Consider the following 21,191-nt stretch of genomic DNA (forward strand, 5'->3'; position numbering starts at 1 on the left):
CGGTCGGCCGCGAGTCCACGGCGATGCGAACTCGTCATGACGGAGGTCACCGCCCCGTCGACTCCCGCTCCAGGAGGGTGAAGTCGACGAGCACGCGACGCGGTGAGGGGCGTTCACCGGAGCTCATCTGCTCGGTGAGCGCAGCGACCGCCGTGTCGGCGATTCGCTGTCTGCCGAGGTCGACGGTGCTGAGGCTCGGGATGGAGTACGCGGCCTCAGCGGTGTTGTCGATGCCGATGACGGCGACGTCGCCGGGCACCTGCAGGCCCGCATCGTCCAGTGCGCGCATCGCTCCGAGCGCGAGGCTGTCGTTGAACGCGAATACGGCATCGAACGCGGCACCGCGCTCGAGCAGCTCACGCATCGCGTTGGCGCCGTTGACCTGGATCCACGGGTCGGCCTCGGCGATGAGGTCAGGGTCGATCGCAATTCCGGCTCGCTCGAGCACGGTCCGGTAGCCATCGAACCGTAGGGCCGCCGACCCCCGGCTGTCGGCGCTCCGAGCACCGATGACGGCGATCCGCCGCCGGCCGGTGAGAAGCAGGTGCTCAGTGGCAAGGGCGGCCGCCGCACGCTGGTCGGTGCTCACGTGCACGGCGGCCCCGCCGACGGGGTGATCACCGAGGACGACGGTCGGCACAGAGAGCTGCACGCTCTCGAGCTCCTCGGCGCCGTGGTCCATCGGATTGAGGATGAGGCCGTCGATGTGCTGGAGGCGAGGGCTGTCGAGCAGCGCCCGCTCGCGAGCGATGCTGCCGGTGCGCTCGATCTGCACCACAAGGCCGTGCTCCTCGGCGGCGGCGATGGTGGCCTCGGCGAGTTCCGCGAAGTACGCCACGGACAGGCTGGGCACCGCAAGGCCGATCACCCCGCTGCGCCCAGAACGGAGGTTGCGCGCGGCGAGGTTGAGCTTGTAGTCCAGCGCGTCGATCGCAGCCTCGACCTTTTGGCGAGTCTCGGCCGAGACGTACGGGCGTGCGTTGATGACATTGGAGACGGTTTTCGTCGACACACCGGCCAGACGCGCCACATCCTGCATCCTGACGCTCATCGTGGGCCCCCTTCCGGCACCTCAGCGTACATCGATGTAACACCCGCCCCCGGGAACTTGACGTCGGCTCCGCGGACCCCCATACTGCTCTTACATCGATTACCGACATCGATTACCTACACCATGGATCGAGCCGGCGACGCCGTCTCCGGTCGTCACGAAGGAGTGCCCCATGAAACGACCTCTCGCCCTCGCGGGCGTCGGCGCCATCGCCGCCCTCGCGCTGGCGGGCTGCACCGCCGGTGCACCCGAAGCATCAGCCGGCCCCGTGGAACTGACGTTCTGGCACGGCTACACGGAAGCCGATGGCGATGTGCTGCAGCAGATCGTCGACGACTTCAACGCCTCGCAAGACGAGGTCGAGATCAGGACCGAGGTGAAGACCTGGGCCGTCATCGACGACACACTGCTGCCGGCGCTGTCGGCCGACGAAGGTCCTGACATCGTCGCGATGCCCGCCGAGCGGCTGCCGGTGTACGCCGACCGCGGCGCATTCGTGGACCTCAGCGACTGGTACAGCAGCGAGGGAAGCAACACCGACGCGCTGAACCCGCAGGCGGTCGAGATGGTCACGGTCAACGGGGCACCCTATGGCGTGCCCACCGGCTTCGTGCCGCTCTCGGTGTTCTACAACAAGGCCCTGTTCTCCGCCGCCGGAATCACAGACTTCCCGCAGACCTGGGACGAGTGGCGGGCCGCGGCGAAGCAGCTCACGGTGGACGCGGACGCTGACGGGACTCCCGAGCAGTACGGACTCGCGTTGCCCGACCACGACACCGTGGCGAACGGCCTGTGGCCGACGCTCTTCTACGGCGCCGGCGGTGACGTCGTGGAGGACGCCGAGGACGCCGTCATCGAATCCGACGCGAACCGCGAGGCGCTCGAGTACTGGGTCTCGGCCATCCGCGATGACAAGATCTCGCCGACAGGGCTGGACGGGATCGGTGCCGATGAGCTCTTCAGTTCCGGAAAGGCGGCGATGCACGTCGGCGGCCCGTGGATGGCGTCGATCGCCGCGGACAGCGGGATCGACTACGGCATCGCGGCGGTCCCCGCCGGGCCCGAAGACCAGGCGGCGTCCGCCATCGGCGTCGCGATGGGCATCACCGCGCAAGCAGGGCAGGACCAGACGGCCGGTGCCGAGGCGTTCTTCTCGTACTTCTTCGACCCCGACGTCGCGACGCAGTGGTCGCTCGGGTCAGGGTGGCCTCCGCTGCGAACGGATGTACCGGCCGATGCCGTGGCGGAGAACCCGGTCGTCGTCTCGCTCACGGAGATCGCGCCGACAAGCCGCGCCCTCCTGCCTGGCGTCGTCAACAGCGTCGACGTGCTCGACGCCGTCGACGACCTCACCCAGCGCGCCGTCGCGGGCGAGGACCTCGACGCGCTGCTGTCCACCGCGCAGGACGAGGTTCAGGCGGCCCTGCAGTAGCGCAATCCTGACCGCTCCCGATATCGATCGGGCCGCGGCGCGCACGTCGCGTCGCGGCCCTTGGAGAAGCATGTCGACCATCACGCAGCGCCGGTACCGCCCGGCGCCCCAGCTGGGCGGCCGGACCCCCGTCGGATCGACGAGGCGCACGTCCCTGATCGCGCTGGCGTTCCTGGCGCCGGCCCTCGTCATCCTCACCGTCTTCGTGGCGTGGCCGATGCTGTCGGCACTGCGGCTCTCGTTCACCGACGCCTCGGGCTTCGGCCGCGAAGAATACGTCGGTCTGGAGAACTACGTGCGCGTCTTCACGGACCCCGACGTGCTGCAGGCGATGGGCAACACGGCGTACTACGCCTTGCTGTTCACACCGACCGCGATCATCGCGGCGCTGCTGCTCGCCCTTCTCGTGAATCACCGCAGGCTTCCGGGGCGCGGCGCGTTCCGCACGGCGCTGTTCCTGCCGTTCATCGTCTCCCTGGCCGTGGCCGCATTCGCCTGGTCCTACTTGCTGGATCCGCAGATCGGCCTGCTGAACCACTGGCTCCGGATCTTCGGCATCCAGCTCGGGAATGTGCTCCAGGATCCGTCGCTGGCCATGCCGACGGTCGCGCTCGTCGCGGTATGGAAGAGCTTCGGCTTCTATCTCGTCATCTTCATCGCAGGTCTCCAGGAGATCCCTGGATCGCTCTACGAGGCTGCCCGGGTAGACGGTGCAACCGCGTGGCAGCGGTTCCGGCACATCACCCTCCCCATGCTCAGCAACACCCTGACGTTCGTCATGATCGTCGCTCTCATCGCCGCCCTGCAGGCCTTCGACCAGATCTACGTCATGACCGGCGGCGGCCCCTACGGCACGACCCAGACCGTCGTGATGGAGATCTACACCTCCGGGTTCAAGAAGCTCGAACTGGGCTTCGCCTCCGCGCTGTCGTACGTGCTGCTGCTCATCACCCTCGTGCTCAGCCTCGTGCAGTTCCGATTCTTCAGCCGTCGAGAGAAGGACGCGCAATGACCTCCCTCACGACCCGGCCGACCGCGTTCACTCCCGCACCGACCGCGCCGCCCCGTCGACGCAGGACAGGACGGGTGACCAGCATCCTCCTCTTCGCCGTCGCGCTGGCCGCGTCCGCGCTGGTGCTGCTGCCGATCGCGATCATCGCGTTCACCGCCTTCAAGCCGGTCGCCGAGGTGAACGCCTACCCGCCCACCCTCCTGCCCGAGGCATGGACCCTCGACAACTTCACCCAGATCTTCCAGGAACTGCCGTTCGCACGGCTGATCGCGAACAGCTTCATCTTCGCGGGCGGCGTGACCGCCCTCGCACTGCTGTTCGACTCGCTGGCCGCGTACGCGCTCGCGAGACTCGACTTCCGCGGGAGTCGCGTGCTGCTCATTGCGATCATCGCCAGCCTCATGATCCCTTTCCAGGCGACGTTGATCCCGATCTACCAACTGGTCAGCGACCTCGGCTGGGTCAACACCTACGCCGGACTCATCGCACCCCGCGCGGCCGACGCGTTCGGCATCTTCTTCCTCCGGCAGTTCTTCCTCTCGCTGCCGCGCGACCTCGACAACGCGGCACGCCTGGACGGTGCGTCGGAATGGCGGATCTTCTGGAGCGTCGTGCTGCCGAACGCCAGGCCCGCACTGCTGACACTGGCCATCTTCACCTTCGTGAACAACTGGAACGACCTCCTGTGGCCGCTCGTGTTCACGACCGATGCCGAGATGGGAACCATCACCTCCGGACTCACGCTCCTGACCGGGCCTGGGGGGATCATCCCGCAAGGCGTCATGATGGCCGGCTCCCTCATCGCCGTGCTTCCACTGGCGATCATGTTCCTCCTCGTGCAGCGGCGCTTCATCGAGAGCGTCGCCTCGACCGGCCTGAAATGAGACATCCATTGACCGACTGGTACACCGAAGGTCCGCTGCGGTTCGGGCTCGGCATCGAGAACACGTTCGTCCCGCAGGGAGGACCCGGTCTTCGGCCGATCGATGAGTACGAGCTCACCGAGCACTACACGCAGTGGCGCACCGACCTCGACCTCGCCTCCGGCGTCGGCGCGGAGTTCCTTCGCTGGGGCATCCCGTGGCATCGGGTGAACCCGGAGCCCGGCCGTTGGGACTGGGGGTGGACCGACCGCGTGATCGGCCGCATGGCAGAGCTCGGCATCCGCCCGATCATCGACCTCCTCCACTACGGCACCCCGCTGTGGCTGGAGGGGCAGTTCGCCGCGCGGGACTATCCGGAGCGCGTGGCCGAATACGCGGTGGCTGCGGCCGAGCGCTACTCCGACGTCGTCACCGACTACACACCGGTGAACGAGCCGATGATCCACGTGCTGTTCTGCGGCGAGTACGGATACTGGCCGCCGTACCTGCGGGGCGAGGCGGGCGCGGTGCAGCTTGCGATGGCGATAGCGAGAGGATTCCAGGCGACACAGCACGGGATCCGAGAGGTGCTCGGCGAGCGAGCGACTTTCGTGCACGTGGATGCCTCGATGCGGTACGTCGGCGCGGTGGATGCGCCCGAGCACCGTGAGACAGCGCAGCGGCTTCGCCATCAGGCTTTCCTGGTGGAGGATCTCGTCACCGGCCGAGTGGATGCAGCACACCCCCTGCTGGATCTCCTGTTGCGTCATGGCGTCCCGGAAGAGACCCTCGCCGACTTCGCGCGGCACCCGGCCCTTCCCGACATCATGGGTGTGAACTACTACCCGCGGCACTCGACCGAGGTCTTCGAACCGGGCGTCCATCACGGGGGCGGCTTCGCCGATCCTCGACCGACGCGCGACGACGGGGTTGCCGGACTCTCCGAGATGCTCCTCGAGTACGCGCGGCGCTACCAGGCGCCGGTCATGGTGACCGAGACCTGCGTCACCGGGAGCCCTGCGGAGCGGATCGGGTGGCTCCATGCCTCCGTCGCCGAAGTCGAGCGCCTTCGCAGCGACGGGCTCGCCGTTGTCGGATATACCTGGTGGCCGCTCTTCGACATGTACGAATGGACGTACCGCCACAGCACGGGGCCGAGATCGGGTCACCGGTTGGCCATGGGACTGTACGAGTTGGTCGAATCCCCGCACGGCATGGAACGCCGTCGCACAGCCGTCGCCGACACGTTCACGGCGATCGCGCGACGGACGGCGGGTGGGGCATGGACGAGGAGCGAGCAAGCAATGGAGGGATCGCGATGAGCGGCACCGCACGGCACACATTCCAGGCCTACCTGTTCGCCCACTTCGTCGGCGAGGACGGGCCCGACGCGGAGCAGGTGCATTTCGCCGTCAGCCGTGGCAACACCCTCACCGAATGGGACATGCTCGCCGGCGGCCGGCCGGTACTGCGCTCGACGATCGGAACGGGTGGGATCCGCGACCCGTTCCTCCTGCGGCTGCAGGACGATGAAGGATTCGTGCTGCTCGCCACAGACCTGCAGGTGTACGGCATCGGGCACTTCCGAGATGCGCAAGAGCACGGCAGCACCGCCCTGCTCGTCTGGCACTCCCGCGATCTGGTGAGCTGGGACGGGCCCCGGCGTGTCGAGGTGATGCCGCCCGAGCGGGCGGGCAATGCGTGGGCGCCGGAGGCCGTCTGGTGCGAGGAGGCACAGACCTACGCCGTCTACTGGGCATCCAACCTGTACGACGACGACAGCGCCCCACGTCGCAACGCCGACAGCTACAACCGCATGATGATCGCGACGACCGAGGACTTCGTCACCTTCGGCGCGCCGCGTGTGTGGATCGACGTCCGTCGGGCCGCGGGATACGGGACGATCGATTCGACGGTCGTACGCCACCGCGGGGTGTACCACCGCTTCACGAAGGACGAGCACCCGGACGTCATGCACGTCTTCCATGAGACCAGTCCCGACTTGTTTCGGGTCACGACGGGCGCCGTCGGGTCGGCATGGGACCTGGTTGCCGAGCGCATCGGTTCGGAGCACGTCACTCATGGGGAAGGCCCTATCGTGGTGCCCTCCAACACCGACGACCGCTGGTTCCTGCTGCTGGACTGGCCGCCGTACGGCGGCGGGACGGGCTACGTGCTCTTCGAGACGGATGACCTCGGCTCAGGCCGCTGGACGCGCACCGAGAAGAGCCTTCCGCCGCGGTTCCGTCACGGATCGGTGATGCCGGTCACGGAATCCGAGCGTCAGCGTCTGCTTGCTCATCTCCCGCCCGTCGCGGATCCGGCCGACTCCAGCGCGATCGGGTCGGAGATCGCGCCGAGGAACTCTGATCCCGGCGAGCCGATGAACGCCAGCAGCACGGCCGCTCCGCTGCGATCCCGGACGATTCGGCCGGCGTAGTGGGGCGCCGGCGCAAGAAGCTGTGCGTCTTCCACCCGCAGTGGTGCAGGCGGACCTGGCGTGTCCACGACCCACACGCCGGCCGTGGGCGCCTCTCCGACGGCGCGCGCACTGCGCGGGCCGCAGAAGAGCAGCACCGGTCGGCCGTCGATCTGCGCGAGCTGGGTCACTTCGAGATGAGGGAAACTCTCGGCCGGAGGCCCCCACGGGGGCAGGACGGACCACTCCTCCAGATCGGACGACCATGCGCGGCCGACCACCCCGCCGCTTCGCGTGTCGCTGGACTTGGCCCGCGCGGTGATCAGCATCTGCCAGCCGTTTCCGGAAGGGTCGCGGTAGACCCACGGATCACGCCAGGCCTCGTCCATCCAGGCGCTCTCACCCAGCTTCTCGTAGTATCTCGGGTCAGCGTTCAAGGTGAACGAGGCATCCTTCGTCCACGTGAACAGGTCCGCTGACGTGGCGACGCAGATGGTCTCGACGTTGGCATCACTGTCGGCGGCGGGAAACGACGCGCCGGTGTAGAACATGCGCCACATCCCGTCATCGCCGCGCACCACCGACCCCGTCCAGGTCGCTGTCTCATCGGCGCTTCCCGCAGGGCCCGGGCCGAGCACTTCCCCATGGTCGGTCCACCGGTGAAGGTCCGTCGAGGTCGCATGTCCGATACGCGCGAAGCGGTGTCGCCGATCCGGATCGCCCAGCACCTTGGGTGCGTGGAGGTAGAACAGGTGGTACATCTCGCCGTCGTCGGCCATCCAGAAGTCCCAGACCCAATGGCTGTCGAGGCTGAACGCCATCAGAACCTCCCATCTTGATGTGGCGAGCCGCAAGAATCTGCGCGGCGGTGCACCGTTCTAACCCTTGAGCGAACCCTGCATCAGCGCGGACACGAAGTGACGCTGGAAGATCAGGAAGATGATCAGCGTGGGAGTGAGGATCAGCAGCGATCCCGCACACAGCAGCGGGATGTCCGTGCCATAGCGTCCCTGGAAGGCCCCCAGCGCACCTGCCATGGTCCTCTTCTCGGGGTCGTTGACCAGGACGATCGCCAGCAGGAACTGATTCCACGTCCACAGGAACAGCAGGATCGCCAGGGACGAGATCGCGGGCACCGATAAGGGCACGTGGATCCGCCAGAAGAGCTGCCACGTCGTCGCACCGTCCACGCGTGCCGCTTCGGACAGGTCGTGAGGCATCGTGACGAAGTGGGCGCGCATCCAGGTGACGGCGAACGGCATGAACAAGCCGATGAGCGGCAGAATGATGGCCCATCGCGTGTTCAGCAGGCCGAGCTCCCTCACCTGGAAGTAGAGCGGCGTGATGATGCCCTCGAACGGCAGCGTCAGCCCCAGGAGGAAGAAGATGAACATCGCCGCGCTGCCCCAGGGCTTCAAGTGACCGAGCGCGAATCCCGCCAGGGTCGCGATCAGGACGGCGATGGGGACGACGCCGAGCTCGATGAGGAAGCTCGAGGCGAGCAGCGCAGGCATGTTGGCGGACTGGAATGCCAGCGCGAAGTTGTCCCAGTGGGGAGTCTCCGGCCACTCCAGCCCCCGAGGATACGTGCCGGGCTCATGGAGAGCAGTCACGAACAGACTGATGAAGGGCAGGATCGTGACCAGCATCAGAACCACCAGCACGACGCGGCCGGTCCACTTCTCGCGGGCGTGGACGATCATGATTCCCTGCCTCGGAGAAGTCGCTGAAGAGGAAGCACCACGACGAGCACGAGAGCCATGAGCACGATCGCGAACGCCGAGGCCGTGCCGATCTCCCGCTGATAGAACGCCAGGTAGAAGATCTGGAGGCCCGGCACCAGCGTGCTGTCGCCGGGGCCGCCCTGGGTGGAGATGTAGATGATGTCGAAGCTCGCAAGCGCCGCGATCACCGTCACGGTGACGCACACTGCGACCTCCTGTCGTACGCCGGGGAGCGTGATGGTGAAGAACTCCCGCACGGCTCCCGCGCCATCGATCCGTGCCGCTTCGTAGAGCGCGGGGTCGATCTTCGTCATGCCGGCGAGGATGAGCACCAGACACAGCCCGACCAGAACCCACGCGCCGATCACGCCGACGGCGGGCAATGCGGTGTTGAAGTCCCCGAGCCATGCGCGGGTGATCCCGCCGAGTCCGATGAGCCTGAGGAACTGGTTGACAAGCCCGTCGATCGACAATTGCCAGCTCCACATGATGCCGGCTGCGACGAGCGGGATCACCTGGGGAAGGAAGAGCACCGTGCGGGCGACACCTGCCAGCTTGCTCGCCGCGATGGCGCGGATGAGGTTGGCAGCCAGCAGCGCGATCGCCACCGGGATGAAGCTGAAATAGATGATGAGTTCGAACGCGTTGAGGATGGCGCCGACAAGCTTCGGATTGCTGAAGACGGCGACGTAGTTGTCGATGCCGACCCACTCCGCCAGTCCGATCCCGTTCCACTTGTAGAAGGAGTACTGGGCGGAAAGGATGACCGGTCGGACCACGAAGAAGATGTAGAAGCCGGCCGCGGGAAGGACGAGTCCATACGCGCTGAGGTTGCGTATCGCACGAAGCCGGCGACGCCGACGAAGAGGATCTCTGCCTGCGGGCGCTGCTGCGCCGGTGACGTGCACCGGCGCAGCAGCTGGGTGAACCTCGGTCATTGAGATCAGTTCCCGACCTGGCTCTCGTAGTCAGCCTGTACCGACTCGAGCAAGCCAGCCGGCGTCTGCTCTCCTGCAACCATCTTCTGAAGGTTCGGCGTCCAGCTCTGGGCGTAGATCGCTCCCGTGGCGTTGGCGATGAAGTCCATGGCCCCATTCGCCTCACTCATCGTCGCGCCGGCAGCCAGAGTCGCCTCCGTCGTAGAGCCGGGCTCGATGGAGGGCATGAACGCGTCGGCCGGGCCCATCGGGTGGGAGCCGCCGACCTCGACGGTCAGCGCACGAGCGTCGTCGTTGGTCGCCGTCCAGTCGAGGAAGAAGGCGGCGCAATCCGCGTTCTCGGCCGTCGCGGCGATCCCGAACGTGAGCGGCGCCGACATCGCGCCGATCTGACCGCCCTCCTCGAGGGGCGGGACCAGGAAGAAGCCGGCGTTGCCCGGCATCTGCTTGTCGAGGTTTCCGGATTCCCAGTCCCCGTTGAACATGAAGAGGGACTCCCCGCCGATGAACCGGCTCATCATCTGGGCGTAGTCCATCGAATTGATGTCCGACGCGAAGTACCCGGCATCGATCCACTTCTGCAGGTGCTCAGCTGCGGCCAGGTTCTCCGGCGTGTCGATGGTCGCGCCCGGCTGCTGGAAGATCCACTCGTTGATGGCTTCCGGATCGCCGTACGAAGCCATCAGCCCCTGCAGCGGGAAGGCCAGGCCACCGGTCGCGCCGCCGTTGAACTGGGCGATGGGAACGATCCCGGCGTCTTTGGCCGCTTGGAGCACGGCATCGAACTCATCGAGCGTCTTCGGGGGCTCATCCATGCCGATCTGCTCGGCCAGCTCCTTGTTGTAGAACACACCGGTCATCGAGTAGTTCAGGCCCTGCGCGTAGAGCGGACCCGAACCGCGTCGTCCGTCTTCATCCACACGAAGCTGCGACAGCTGCGAAGCCGGCCAGTCGGTCCATCCGAAGCTCTCGGCGTACGGGTCGAGGTTGAGCAGCAGACCGTCTGTGGCCAGCTCGGACATCTGCGGCAGACGCATCAAGTCAGGTGGCGAGTCCTGCAGCACGCGAGGTGCGTTTTGGGTGATGACGGCGAACTGGTCCTCACGGATGTCGAATGTCACGTTCGGGTACTGCTTGGTGAACTCCTCGGCGAGCGCGGAGGGAAGGGGGAACCCGGTCTCGAAATACCCGCTGAGGACGACGTCCTCCTCACCGCACGAGGCAGCCTCCCCACTGGTTCCACCGCCAGAGGACGTGGGCGCTGCCGACCCGCCGGGGGGAGCGCACGCTGCCAGACCGAGCGCGACCGAGGCCGCGCCGAGCAGGACCAGCGGACGGCGAAAATCCTGAATGCGAGACACCTGTGTCTCCTTTCGAAACCGCATGTGTGGATGCGACAGCCGGTGCAGCGGACGCATGCTAAATCGGGTTAGCATGGTCATGATGCGCCACGTGCGCCCTTGATGTCAACTGCGCGGGATAACGAATGAGTGGCGGTCGGCCGCCCGTCGTTAGGATCACGGGGAGGAGGTCGCTGTGAGCACCAGACGTGTGACCCTCGCAGATGTCGCCGCGGCGGCCGGCGTCTCACGAACGACCGCTTCACTCGTGCTCTCCGATCGCGGCACGGAATTGCGGATCTCCGAAGCCTCCCAGGAGCGCGTGCGCAGGGTGGCGTCCGAACTCGGGTATCGACCCAACATGCTTTCCGCCAGCCTCCGCAGCGGAACGAGCCGGACGATCGGCTTCATCTCCGACACCGTCGCCACCTCGCAACTGGCCGGCGACATGATCAAAGGCGCCCTAGAGGGCGCCCGTCGGCACGGATACATGCTGTTCATCGGTGAGTCCGAGGGGGATGAGGATCAGCAGGCGCTCCTGGCCGAAGCGATGCTCGACCGTCAAGTGGACGGACTGGTCATCGCCTCCATGTTCACGCGTGAGCGCACACTTCCCCGCTCTCTGGCGGACAAGAGAGTCGTCCTGCTCAATACCGTCCCGAGTCCAGACGGAGAGAGGGCGCCGGCGGTCATCCCGGACGAGTTCACCGCAGGACGCGACGCCGTCCGGCTGCTGCTGGAGGCGGGTCACCATGACATCCACCTCATCGGCGCGGGCCCCGGCCCCACCGACGTCGCCGCCGACACCATCGCCGGGCGCGAGCGCCTGGCGGGCATCCTGGAAGAACTCGCTTCGGCCGGGCTCACGCCGGCGAGCGGTCACAGATCTCCCATCTGGCTCCCCTTGGACGGCTGGCAGGCGACCCAGCACCTGATCTCCTCCGGCGTGAGGCAGGGCGCACTCATCACCTTCAACGACCGGCTCGCATTCGGGGCGTACCAGGCCATCTCCGAGAACGGTCTTTCGGTGCCCAGGGACTTCTCCATCGTCTCCTTCGACGATCATCAGCTCGCCGGCTGGCTGCATCCAGGCCTCACGACATTCGCCATCCCGCATCGCGAGCTCGGTCTGCGCGCCATCGACATGCTGCTGGATGGCGCGACCGCCGAGGCGCCGGCCATCGAGCGCCTGCACCTGCCGGTTCGGCTGCGCAACTCCGTCCGGACCCTCGGTCAGAGCTGAGGCGTCCCGATCGCGAAACCGGCTTGACACCATCCGCGGTGTGGTCGAGCATGTCTGCTAACCCGATTTAGCATCTCCAGGAGACCGCACGTGCTGCACGTACCCGATGCGTCCGTCCCATCCGCGCCCGCAACGAGCGGTCGCCCCCCTCTCGATCCGGACATCGCACGGGCGATGGCGACGCGCTCTGACATCGTCACCACTCTCACGGAAGAGCAGATTCCCGCACTGCGCGCACAGGCGATCGTGCCCGCGGATGCAGATCTCACGTTCGACGGCCGGTTCGAGCTCAGCCGGCACGTGACAACCGGCCCCGACGACAACGGTGTGCCACTGATCGTCCTTCGACCCCGGGAGGTCTCCTCACCGCCGGTCATCTACCACGTGCACGGAGGCGGGATGGTGGTAGGCACCGCGACGGACGTTCTGCCGGCGCTCGCGCCGCTCGCAGCGCGAGTGGGCGCTGCCATCGTCGCAGTCGAGTATCGCCTCGCCCCCGAGAACCGCTACCCCGCCGCCGTGGAGGACGTCTATGCGGGCCTGGAGTGGGTCGCGCAGAGTGCCGCGGACCTGGGCATGGATCCGGCGAGGATCATCATCGACGGCGTCAGCGCCGGCGGAGGTCTGGCTGCGGCGACAGCGCTGCTCGCACGAGACAGACGAGGACCCCGTCTCATCGGACAGATGCTCGTCTGCCCGATGCTCGATGATCGGAACGACTCCGCCTCGGGCTACCAGATGGCCGGCAGCGGCGCATGGGACCGGACAGCCAACGCAACCGGCTGGGCGGCATATCTGGGCGACCTGCCGCGGGAGGATGTTCCGATCTACGCATCTCCTGGACGCGCGACCGACCTCTCGGGACTTCCTCCGACCTTCATCGACGTGGGATCGGCGGAGACGTTCCGAGACGAGGATGTCGCGTACGCAACCCGGATCTGGGCTGCCGGCGGTGACGCCGAACTCCACGTGTGGCCCGGCGGAGTGCACGGTTTCGACGCGCTGGCACCGGACGCGCCCCTGTCGGAGGATGCCCGCAACGCCCGCGCTCGGTGGCTCGAACGCCTGCTTCGCGCCTGAGCCGCTGCGCTCGGGGCTGGGTCACCCCGACGTGCGCCGGCGGCCGCGCGGTGCGGCCGATCGAGGCGGCGTCTGACGCATGTGATCTCGGACGCGGGTGAGGATGTCGGCGAGAGCATCGATGTCTGCGCGGGTCAGCGGAGCGAAAAGCAGGTCCTCGAGGATCGCGATGTGCCCTGGAAAGACCCGCGCCAGCACGGCGCGTCCGTCTTCGGTGATGGTGGCGACGGTGCTGCGCTCATCCTCGGGCGATGGCGTGCGGGTGACCAGGCCCCGCTTCTCCAGGGTCTGCGCCTGATAGGTGAGACCGCTGCGGCTGTAGACGACCCCGTCGGCGAGATCGGTCATGCGCGCGCTGCCGTCCGGCGCGTCGCCGAGGGTCGCCAGCAGCTGGAACTGGACATAGCTCAGATCACCGGCATCCTGCAGCTGCTGCTCGACCGCGTGGCGCAGCAAGCTGCTCGCCTCGATGAGGGCGAAGTACGCGCCCAGCTGCGTGGCATCCAGCGACGGCGGCGACGAGGTCATGTCCTGAACCTAGCAAGTACTTCTGATTCGAAACAGTTGCTTCAACTTCGAAGCAGTGCTAGATTCGTGTCGTTGCTTCGAATTCGAAGCTCTTGATGAGAGGCAGGACATCATGAAGGCAGTGCGGTTCCACGAGACGGGCAGCGCCGACGTGCTGCGCTACGAGGACGTCGAGCAACCGGTTCCCGGTGCAGGCGAGGTGCTGGTGCGCGTTGCGGGCTCGGCGTACAACCCGGCCGACGGCGGCATGCGCGGAGGGTTCCTCCCGATCCCGATCTCGCTCCCCCATACACCGGGGTACGACGTGGCCGGGACGATCGTCCAGCTCGGTGACGGCGTGCACGGAGTGAAGGTGGGACAGCCGGTGGTCGGTTTCCTTCCGATGACGGCCGACGGCGGCGCGGCGGAGTACGTCGTCGCCCCCGCGGATGCCCTCGTCACCGCGCCCAGCAGCATCTCGCTCGCCGATGCGGCGGGGCTTCCGTCCGTCGCACTCACCGCGTGGCAGGCGCTCTTCGAGGCCGGGGGCCTTCAGCCGGGTCAGCGAGTGCTCATCAACGGGGCCGGCGGCCCGGTCGGAGGATATGCGGTGCAGCTCGCCACCCGTGCCGGCGCCTACGTCATCGCCACCGCGAGCCCTCGCAGCATGCGGACGGTGCAGTCGAACGGCGCGGACGAGATCGTCGACCACACGACGACCAGCGTGCTCGAGGCGGTCACCGAACCCGTCGACATCCTGCTCAACCTCGCTCCCATCACCGCCGAAGACTTCGCGGAGATGGTGGCGCTCGTGGGCGACGGTGGAGTCGTCGTCTCCACGACCCCGCGCGTGACGACACCGGGCGACGAGCAGCGGAGCGTCAGAGCCGCGACGATCTACGTGCACCCGGATGCCGCCGTGCTCGCCGAGCTCGTCGGACTCATCGACAGCGGCGACCTCCGCGTCGACATCGCCGAGCGCGTGCCGCTGGAGGAGCTGCCCGAGCTGCACCGGCGCGCCGACGCCGGAGAGGTCCACGGGAAGGTCGTGGTCGTCCCGCCGACGGCGTGACGCACAGGCGGCCGGCCGACGGACCCGCGGCCCGGGCTATGCGCGTCGACGTCCCGATGTCAACCCCGTGGGCGGACAGGGCAGCCGGTGGGTGCACTGGCCTCTCGCGACGAGGTGAGGAGCATCCGATGAAGGCAGTGGTATTCCGGGGACCGTTCGAGGTGAGCGTGGAGGAGGTGGACGATCCGCGGATCGAGCAGCCGCTCGACGCGATCGTGCAGATCACGACGACGAACATCTGCGGATCGGATCTGCATCCGTATGACGGCCGTGCGCCGATGGAGTCGGGAATGATCCTCGGCCACGAGAACATGGGCACGGTCGTCGAGGTCGGCCCCGGGGTGGATCGTATCCGCGTCGGCGACCGTGTGTCCGTGCCTTTCAACATCGCCTGCGGGACGTGCCGGAACTGCAACGAGGGGTACACCTCCGCGTGCCAGCGCGCGAATCCCTCTGGCATGCCCGGCGCGGGCTACGGCTACCCCAAGATGGGCCCCTATCAGGGCGGTCAGGCGGAGCTGCTTCGCGTGCCGTGGGCCGACTTCAACCTGCTCGAGCTGCCCCAGGGGGATGACTTCGAGAACGACTTCACGATGCTCTCCGACATCTTCCCGACCGGCTACCACGGCACCGAGATGGCCCATGTCCGTCCCGGCAGCTCGGTGGCGGTCTTCGGGGCTGGGCCCGTCGGGCTGATGGCTGCGCACAGCGCCATGCTCAGGGGTGCGGCCATGGTCTTCGTCGTCGACAAGGAGCCCGACCGGCTGCGCCTGGCTGAACAGTTCGGAGCGGTTCCCATCGACTTCTCCGGAGAAGACATCGAGCAGACCATCCTCGACGCCACGGGCGGACAGGGCGTGGACTGCGGCATCGAGGCCGTCGGCTACCAGGCACACGACCACTCCGGTCAGGAGCACCCCGAGATGGTGCTCGACAACCTGGTGAAGGTGGTCCGGGCCACCGGCGCCGTGGGCGTCGTCGGTGTCTACGTCTCCGAGGATCCGGATGCCGTCAACGACGAGGCGAAGAAGGGCCGGTACGCCTTCAACTTCGGCGCCGCCTTCGAGAAGGGGCTGAAGTTCGGCACCGGACAGTGCCCGGTGAAGAAGTACAACCGGGAACTGCGCGACCTCATCATTCAGGGGCGTGCGCAGCCGTCGAAGATCGTGTCCCACGAGTTGCCCCTCGCGCAGGCGCCCGACGCGTATCGGCGGTTCGATCAGCGGGACGACGGCTGGACCAAGGTCCTCCTCCGTCCGGCGGCGTGACGTCCGGGAGGGCGGGAGATCACACGCTGGGATCACTCACCGTCAAGCCCTCCTCGCAGGCCGTCGGGCGATCACCGCTGCCTTCCGAGAAGCAGCGCGTTGATGCCCCAGCCGGCGATCGTGATCAGCACGATCGCGCCGGCCATCGCGAGGAGCTGGACCGGCTGCGTCAGGATGCCGAGGCTCACGATCAGCGTCGTCGCTCCCGCGGGAGGGTGCGGCGCCTTCAGCAGCGTGAGCACGGCGGTCGTGATGGCCACCGAAAGAACGCCCGCCGCGACGTACGGAACTGTCAGACCTCCGACGGGCGCGGGGGGCTGTCCGGCCAGGCCCAGGCCGTAGAAGCAGACGACGCCGGCGACCAGCCCGACCCCGTGGCCGATCAAGGCGTTGCGCGGGTGCGATGAGGGATTCTCGGGCGACTCGAAGAACAGCATGACGGTCGGCCCGAGACTCGGGAAGAGCCACGGCTGCTTCAGCGCGAGCCCGACGGCGCCCGCGAGCGCGAGCACGACGAGGCTCAACCCGGCGGCGTACACGGCCGACCCGGCACGGCCGCCGCGCAGCCGGACGACGGCGCGGCTGCTCATGACGCGACCAGCAGTGCTTGCGGTGCGGCCTGCTTCAGCCGGGTGGAGAGCCAGTCCTGCTGCAGCTTCGTCTGCGACTCGCACTGCTTCGTCACCTCGAGCAGTTCTTCGTCCCGCAGCGCGAGGGCCGCCTGCTTCACAACCGTCCAGGTGGTGTCGACGAAGGCGACCAGTGTGTGCATGTCCTGGAGGTCGCGCAGCAGGCCCAGCGGTCCCGAGCGGCTCTGCGTCATCGCTTCGGTGTGAAAGCGCTCGGGTTCGTCATCCGGCTGCTCGCCGTACCGCTGCACGATGGGCGCGAGTCTGCGCTCGTGTTCGTCGCATTGCTGGGCGAGGGTGTGACACAGGTGGTAGACGTCCGGCTCGTCGCCGTGGCCGTCGGCCAGCTGTCGGAACGACTGCGCGAGCGTCCGCTCGCCGACGTGCAGCAGACCGATGTACACCGGGAGCTTCATCACGACTCCTCCCCCGTGGCGATCTGTGGCGGCTCCACCGGGCGCAGCGATTCCTGTGCCTGGCCCGCAGGTCCCCCGACGGTCGCCGGCACCGCGGAGGCGTCGACCGGCCGCGATGCGGTGGTGGTCGGCGCCGGAGCCGGGCCGACGCGGTCGGCGACCTTCTCGACTCGCACGGCGGCGACCTTGTAGATCGGCTGCTTCGAGACCGGATCCCACTCCGTCATCGTCAGCTCGTTCGCGGCCGTCGGCGACCCGTCCGGCCCCGGCCGCCCGTGCTCCCAGTACCCGTAGTGGAACGGCGCGAACACGCACCCCTCCCGGACGTCGCCGACGCGCGCCGGCACCACGATCTCGCCGCGCGCCGACGTGACGCGCACGATGTCGCCTTCACGGATGCCGAGGGCAGCGGCATCCGTCCGTGACAACTCGACCCACGCCGACGGAGCGGCGTGCTGCAACTGCGGTGCACGTGCCGTCTTGGTGCGGGTGTGGAAGTGATACACGGTCCGGCCGGTGGAGTACTGCAGCGGGTACTCCTCACTGGGCGTCTCGTGCGGCGGGTTGAACGCCGCCGCCTTGAGGATCGCCCGGCCGTCGACGCGCATGGCCTTGTAGGCGACAGGCCCGACGGTCGCGCCGGTGAGCAGGTCGTGACCGTAGGTCTCGGCACGATCCACCTCGGTGGGGAAGACCCCGTCCCCGTAGAGTCTCACGGTGCCGTCGGGGTGCTCGTCGTTGCACGGCCACGGCACACCGCTGCCTCCTCGTAGCTTTTCGTAGCTGAGGCCGGTGTAGTCGCACAGGCGGCCGCGACTGCATTCCTGCCACGCACGGAACCCGTCCTCCGGTCCCGACCAGTCCAGCAGGGGCGCCCCGTCGTCACGCCGGAAGTCCATCCGCCGCGCATAGTCGAGGAAGATGTCGAGGTCGCTGCGGGCCTCACCCGGTGGATCGACTGCCTTCTCCGAGAGATGGACGGTCCGGTTGACGTTGGTGAACGTGCCCTGCTTCTCACCCCAGCCGGCCGCCGGGAGCACGACGTCGGCCAGGAGAGCGGTCTCTGTGAGGTAGAGGTCCTGCACGACGAGGAAGAGCTCGGGCTGGGCCAGGATGCGCCGGATGCGCTCGGCCTGGGGCATCGACACTGCGGGATTCGTCGCCTGCACCCACAGGAAGCCGATGCTTCCCTGCTCCACGTATCGGAAGATCTGCATCGCGTGCGTGGGCGGTGCCCAATGCGGGATCTTGTCGACGTGCACGCCCCACAGTTCGGCGAGCTCGCCGATGTGATCCGGGTTCTCCCAGTTGCGAAAGCCGGGGAGGTCGCCGTCGGCCCCGGTCTCGCGTGTGTTCTGCGCCGTGGGCTGACCGTTCATCTGAAGGATGCCGGACCCCGGATGCCCGATCTTCCCGGTGAGCAGATGCAGGTTGTTCACCTGGCACGACGCCGCCGTGGCGTCGGACGCCTGGTAGAAGCCCTGCAGGACGGTCGACAGCACTCGCGGTGAGGTTCCGAAGATCCGAGCGGCCGCACGGACGTCATCCGCGTCCACACCGCAGACCTCGGCGACCGCCTCCGGCGTCCACATGTCGACCGTCTCCCGCAGCTCGTCCACGCCCACCGTGTGGGCGGCGACGTACTCCTCGTCGATCCAGCCGCCGACGAAGAGCTCGCGGACGAGGCCGTTCATGAGCGCGAGGTTCGTGCCGGGGCGGACGGCGAGGTGGACGTCGGCACGCTGGGCGACCTCGGTTCGCCGGGGATCCACGCACACCACCCGAGGCGGTTCGGGGCCGGCCAGACGATCCAGTACCCGCGCCCACAGCACGGTCTGGGTCTCGGCCATGTTGTGACCGAAGAGGAAGATCGCGTCGCACTCGTCGATGTCGGCGTAACTGCCCGGCTGCCCGTCGGAGCCGAAGCTCTCCTTCATCGCCGCGGCAGCGGTCGCCGTGCACAGCCGCGTGTTGCCGTCCATGTGCGGGGTGCCCAGCCCCGCTTTCCCGATGATCGCCAGCGCGTAGTACTCCTCGAGGAAGAGTTGCCCGGACGTGTAGAAGCCGAGGCTCAACGGTCCTTTCTCCTGGAGCAGCCGGCTGCTTCGCTCCACGATCCTCGACATGGCGGTGTCCCAGTCCGTCTCGATCAGTTCCCCGCCCTCGCGGATGAGCGGACGGGTCAACCGGTCGGCGCCGGCCATGCCCTGCCAGCTGCCGAAGAGCCCCTTCGGCCCGAGTCGGCCATGGTTGACGATGTCCATGGGTCTGCCGCGCACCCCGACCATCCGGCCGTCCTTGACGGCGATGTCGGTCGCGCACCCGTTGCTGCACAGCACGCACGCGGACTGGACCCACCTGTCCACCTCGTCGGGGTCGATGCCGTCAGCCAGCTTCATGTCGACCCGTGTCGGCCACCGCTCTCCACGCGCGTACGGCGTGCGCGTGCCCCAGATCTCCGCGATCCTGTCCACCATGTCGATGCCTCCCGCCGAGGAGTCTGCGCGGCTATGCGCGCAGCGCTGAAGCCTCTGGACAACGACCCGGCGCTGTGGGAGCATCCGCGCCGCGAACGTGCACGCGCCGGTGCTCAGGCGAGCAGCGTCTCCTGACCCGTCACCGGGCCGGGATCGGGGAGCCGGCGCATCCGCATCGCGTTCGCGACGCCGCCGAGTGCGGCCAGAATCGGTACGAGCAGCGCCACCTGCAGTGCGAACGGCGACGCCTCGGTGTTGATGCGCACGATCTCTGCCGACACCTCGGGCGGTTCATCGGCGAGCAGCTGCTCCAGGCCTGTGTTCGACATGAGCTCGGCATCGTCTTCGAGAACGGTCGACACCTGGGCCTTCTGCTCGGCCGAGAGCACGGTGCTCGAATCCGCCAAGGTCGAGAACGCCGACGCGAGCGTCGCGAGCAGGATGGCGCCGGCGAAGGCGAGCCCGAAAGACAGGCCGAACGAACCTGCGGCGGAGTTCACCCCGGCGGCCTCGCTGACCCGCTCCTCTGAGATCGGGGCGAGCGTGAAGTTGTTCAGCTGCGACACCAGCAGCCCGAGGCCGCACCCGGTGATGATCAGCGGCACGGTGAGATACCAGCCGCTGTCGGCGATGGGCACGAGCGGCACGAGCACGATGAGACCGACGGCCGCGAGCACGAAGCCGACGAGGATGAGGTTGGCGGGGCGGCGCTTCGCCCGCCGCCCGGCGATGAGGGCAACGACGAACATGCTGAGCGACAGCGGCGCGATCGACAGCCCGGCGAGGAATGCGTCGTACTCCAGCACCATCTGCAGGTACAGCGGCAGCACGATCATCGTCCCACCCAGCGTGATCTGCTGCAGCAGCTGCCCGCTCGCCCCGGTGCGGAACGGCTTGGACCTCAACAGGTCGGGATCCAGGAGCGTCGGCCGTGCCCGTCTCTTGCGCATACGCAGCCAGAAGGTGAGACCGACGAGGCTCACGATCCCGACGGCGATCGTGAGTCCGACATAGCCGGCGCCCTCCTGCCAGAGCAGGATGCCGAGCACGACGCCGCCCATTCCCACGATCGACAGCGCTGCGCCGACGAGGTCGATCGCGCGCTCGCCCGTGAACGGTACGTCCTTCACGAGGGGCGCACCGATCAGCACCACCGCGATGATCAGGGCTTCGAGCAGAAAGCCGACCCGCCAGGAGAGGAAGGTGGTGATCGCGCCGCCCAGCAGCGGTCCCACCGCGGCCGCGATCGCGGCCGATGCGCCCACCAGCGCGTACACCCGCTTCTGGTGCGCGCCGGCGAAGTTGCCGTGGATGAGGGACTGCATCGCGGGCAGCAGCAGCGACGCGCCGAGCCCGCCGATCAGCGCCCAGAAGATGACCACGGCGGTGATGCTCTGCGCGAGGGTCATCGCGACCGCCCCGATGGCATAGCCGACCAGGCCCAGGATGTAGGCGAGCTTGCGTCCGATGAGGTCGCCCGTCTTGCCGCCGATGAGGATGAACGCCGCCGAGACGAGCGCTTCGAGGGCGATGGCTCCCTGCACCTGACTGGCCGTCGCGCCGAGATCGTGCACCACCGCCGAGATGGAGACGTTCATCAGCGACGTGTCCACCACGAGGACGAACATCGCCATCGCCAGGAGCAAGGCCAACCGCCCGTTGAAGCGCGCAGCCGCGTCGCCGTCGCCGCTCATGAGCACAGCAAAGCACACCGCGAGGC

General features: G+C 67.7%; 18 protein-coding genes. 8 read left to right on the plus strand and 10 right to left on the minus strand.

Going from position 1 to position 21,191, the window contains the following annotated elements:
• Positions 1-46 precede the first annotated feature (46 nt).
• The gene (locus tag C9992_RS06640; protein ID WP_106814813.1) at positions 47-1,051 is read right to left on the minus strand and encodes a LacI family DNA-binding transcriptional regulator; all 1,005 of its coding nucleotides are present in this window, start codon (positions 1,049-1,051) and stop codon (positions 47-49) included.
• Between the two features lie 172 nt (positions 1,052-1,223).
• Between C9992_RS06640 and C9992_RS06645 the strand changes: the two genes are divergently transcribed.
• From C9992_RS06645 to C9992_RS06660, 4 genes are all read left to right on the plus strand, one after another.
• Complete coding sequence (locus C9992_RS06645; protein ID WP_106814814.1) at positions 1,224-2,483, plus strand: ABC transporter substrate-binding protein; 1,260 nt, start codon at positions 1,224-1,226, stop codon at positions 2,481-2,483.
• Between the two features lie 70 nt (positions 2,484-2,553).
• Entirely contained in the window at positions 2,554-3,495 is a 942-nt protein-coding gene (locus tag C9992_RS06650) for a carbohydrate ABC transporter permease (RefSeq protein ID WP_106814815.1), read from the plus strand.
• A gap of 74 nt (positions 3,496-3,569) precedes the next feature.
• The gene (locus C9992_RS06655; RefSeq protein WP_235008076.1) at positions 3,570-4,379 is read left to right on the plus strand and encodes a carbohydrate ABC transporter permease; all 810 of its coding nucleotides are present in this window, start codon (positions 3,570-3,572) and stop codon (positions 4,377-4,379) included.
• A gap of 8 nt (positions 4,380-4,387) precedes the next feature.
• Complete coding sequence (locus C9992_RS06660; protein ID WP_235008078.1) at positions 4,388-5,680, plus strand: family 1 glycosylhydrolase; 1,293 nt, start codon at positions 4,388-4,390, stop codon at positions 5,678-5,680.
• 976 nt (positions 5,681-6,656) lie between these two features.
• On the opposite strand, the gene C9992_RS06665 is transcribed toward C9992_RS06660, so the two are convergent.
• From C9992_RS06665 to C9992_RS06680, 4 genes are read right to left on the minus strand one after another with little or no spacing between them, the layout of a single operon-like run.
• Positions 6,657-7,598, minus strand: a complete 942-nt coding sequence (locus C9992_RS06665) for a glycoside hydrolase family protein (protein ID WP_106814818.1) — start codon at positions 7,596-7,598, stop codon at positions 6,657-6,659.
• Positions 7,599-7,655: 57 nt separating this feature from the next.
• A complete protein-coding gene (locus C9992_RS06670) occupies positions 7,656-8,480 on the minus strand; it encodes a carbohydrate ABC transporter permease (protein ID WP_106814819.1) in 825 nt (274 codons plus the stop codon).
• Positions 8,477-9,439: a carbohydrate ABC transporter permease gene (locus C9992_RS06675; protein WP_106814820.1), complete on the minus strand. Its 963-nt coding sequence runs from the start codon at positions 9,437-9,439 to the stop codon at positions 8,477-8,479. The genes C9992_RS06670 and C9992_RS06675 overlap by 4 nt, the downstream gene beginning before the upstream one ends.
• Before the next feature lie 5 nt (positions 9,440-9,444).
• A complete protein-coding gene (locus C9992_RS06680) occupies positions 9,445-10,800 on the minus strand; it encodes an ABC transporter substrate-binding protein (protein WP_106814821.1) in 1,356 nt (451 codons plus the stop codon).
• A 175-nt stretch (positions 10,801-10,975) separates the two neighbouring features.
• Between C9992_RS06680 and C9992_RS06685 the strand changes: the two genes are divergently transcribed.
• Both C9992_RS06685 and C9992_RS06690 read left to right on the plus strand, forming a co-directional pair.
• A complete protein-coding gene (locus C9992_RS06685) occupies positions 10,976-12,022 on the plus strand; it encodes a LacI family DNA-binding transcriptional regulator (protein ID WP_235008080.1) in 1,047 nt (348 codons plus the stop codon).
• A 174-nt stretch (positions 12,023-12,196) separates the two neighbouring features.
• Positions 12,197-13,102, plus strand: coding sequence for an alpha/beta hydrolase (locus C9992_RS06690; RefSeq protein WP_106815297.1), 906 nt, complete (start codon positions 12,197-12,199; stop codon positions 13,100-13,102).
• Positions 13,103-13,123: 21 nt separating this feature from the next.
• Here the strand turns inward: C9992_RS06690 and C9992_RS06695 are convergent, their stop codons facing one another.
• Complete coding sequence (locus C9992_RS06695; RefSeq protein ID WP_106814823.1) at positions 13,124-13,630, minus strand: MarR family winged helix-turn-helix transcriptional regulator; 507 nt, start codon at positions 13,628-13,630, stop codon at positions 13,124-13,126.
• 112 nt (positions 13,631-13,742) lie between these two features.
• Here C9992_RS06695 and C9992_RS06700 point away from each other — a divergent pair, with 112 nt between their 5' ends.
• The gene (locus C9992_RS06700; protein WP_106814824.1) at positions 13,743-14,681 is read left to right on the plus strand and encodes an NADP-dependent oxidoreductase; all 939 of its coding nucleotides are present in this window, start codon (positions 13,743-13,745) and stop codon (positions 14,679-14,681) included.
• A 128-nt stretch (positions 14,682-14,809) separates the two neighbouring features.
• Positions 14,810-15,949 (plus strand): glutathione-independent formaldehyde dehydrogenase, encoded by a 1,140-nt coding sequence (locus tag C9992_RS06705; protein ID WP_106814825.1) that lies wholly within the window; start codon positions 14,810-14,812, stop codon positions 15,947-15,949.
• Between the two features lie 71 nt (positions 15,950-16,020).
• Here the strand turns inward: C9992_RS06705 and C9992_RS06710 are convergent, their stop codons facing one another.
• From C9992_RS06710 to C9992_RS06725, 4 genes are all read right to left on the minus strand, one after another.
• Complete coding sequence (locus tag C9992_RS06710; protein ID WP_106814826.1) at positions 16,021-16,539, minus strand: HPP family protein; 519 nt, start codon at positions 16,537-16,539, stop codon at positions 16,021-16,023.
• Positions 16,536-16,994, minus strand: a complete 459-nt coding sequence (locus tag C9992_RS06715) for a ferritin family protein (protein ID WP_106814827.1) — start codon at positions 16,992-16,994, stop codon at positions 16,536-16,538. Before C9992_RS06715 ends, C9992_RS06710 begins: the two co-directional genes overlap by 4 nt.
• On the minus strand, positions 16,994-19,471 hold the full coding sequence (locus C9992_RS06720; RefSeq protein WP_106814828.1) for a molybdopterin oxidoreductase family protein: 2,478 nt from the start codon (positions 19,469-19,471) through the stop codon (positions 16,994-16,996). Before C9992_RS06720 ends, C9992_RS06715 begins: the two co-directional genes overlap by 1 nt.
• Positions 19,472-19,584: 113 nt before the next feature.
• Positions 19,585-21,165: an MFS transporter gene (locus tag C9992_RS06725; protein WP_106814829.1), complete on the minus strand. Its 1,581-nt coding sequence runs from the start codon at positions 21,163-21,165 to the stop codon at positions 19,585-19,587.
• Positions 21,166-21,191 lie beyond the last annotated feature (26 nt).

The sequence above is a fragment of the Microbacterium timonense genome (assembly GCF_900292075.1).
GTDB lineage: Bacteria > Actinomycetota > Actinomycetes > Actinomycetales > Microbacteriaceae > Microbacterium > Microbacterium timonense.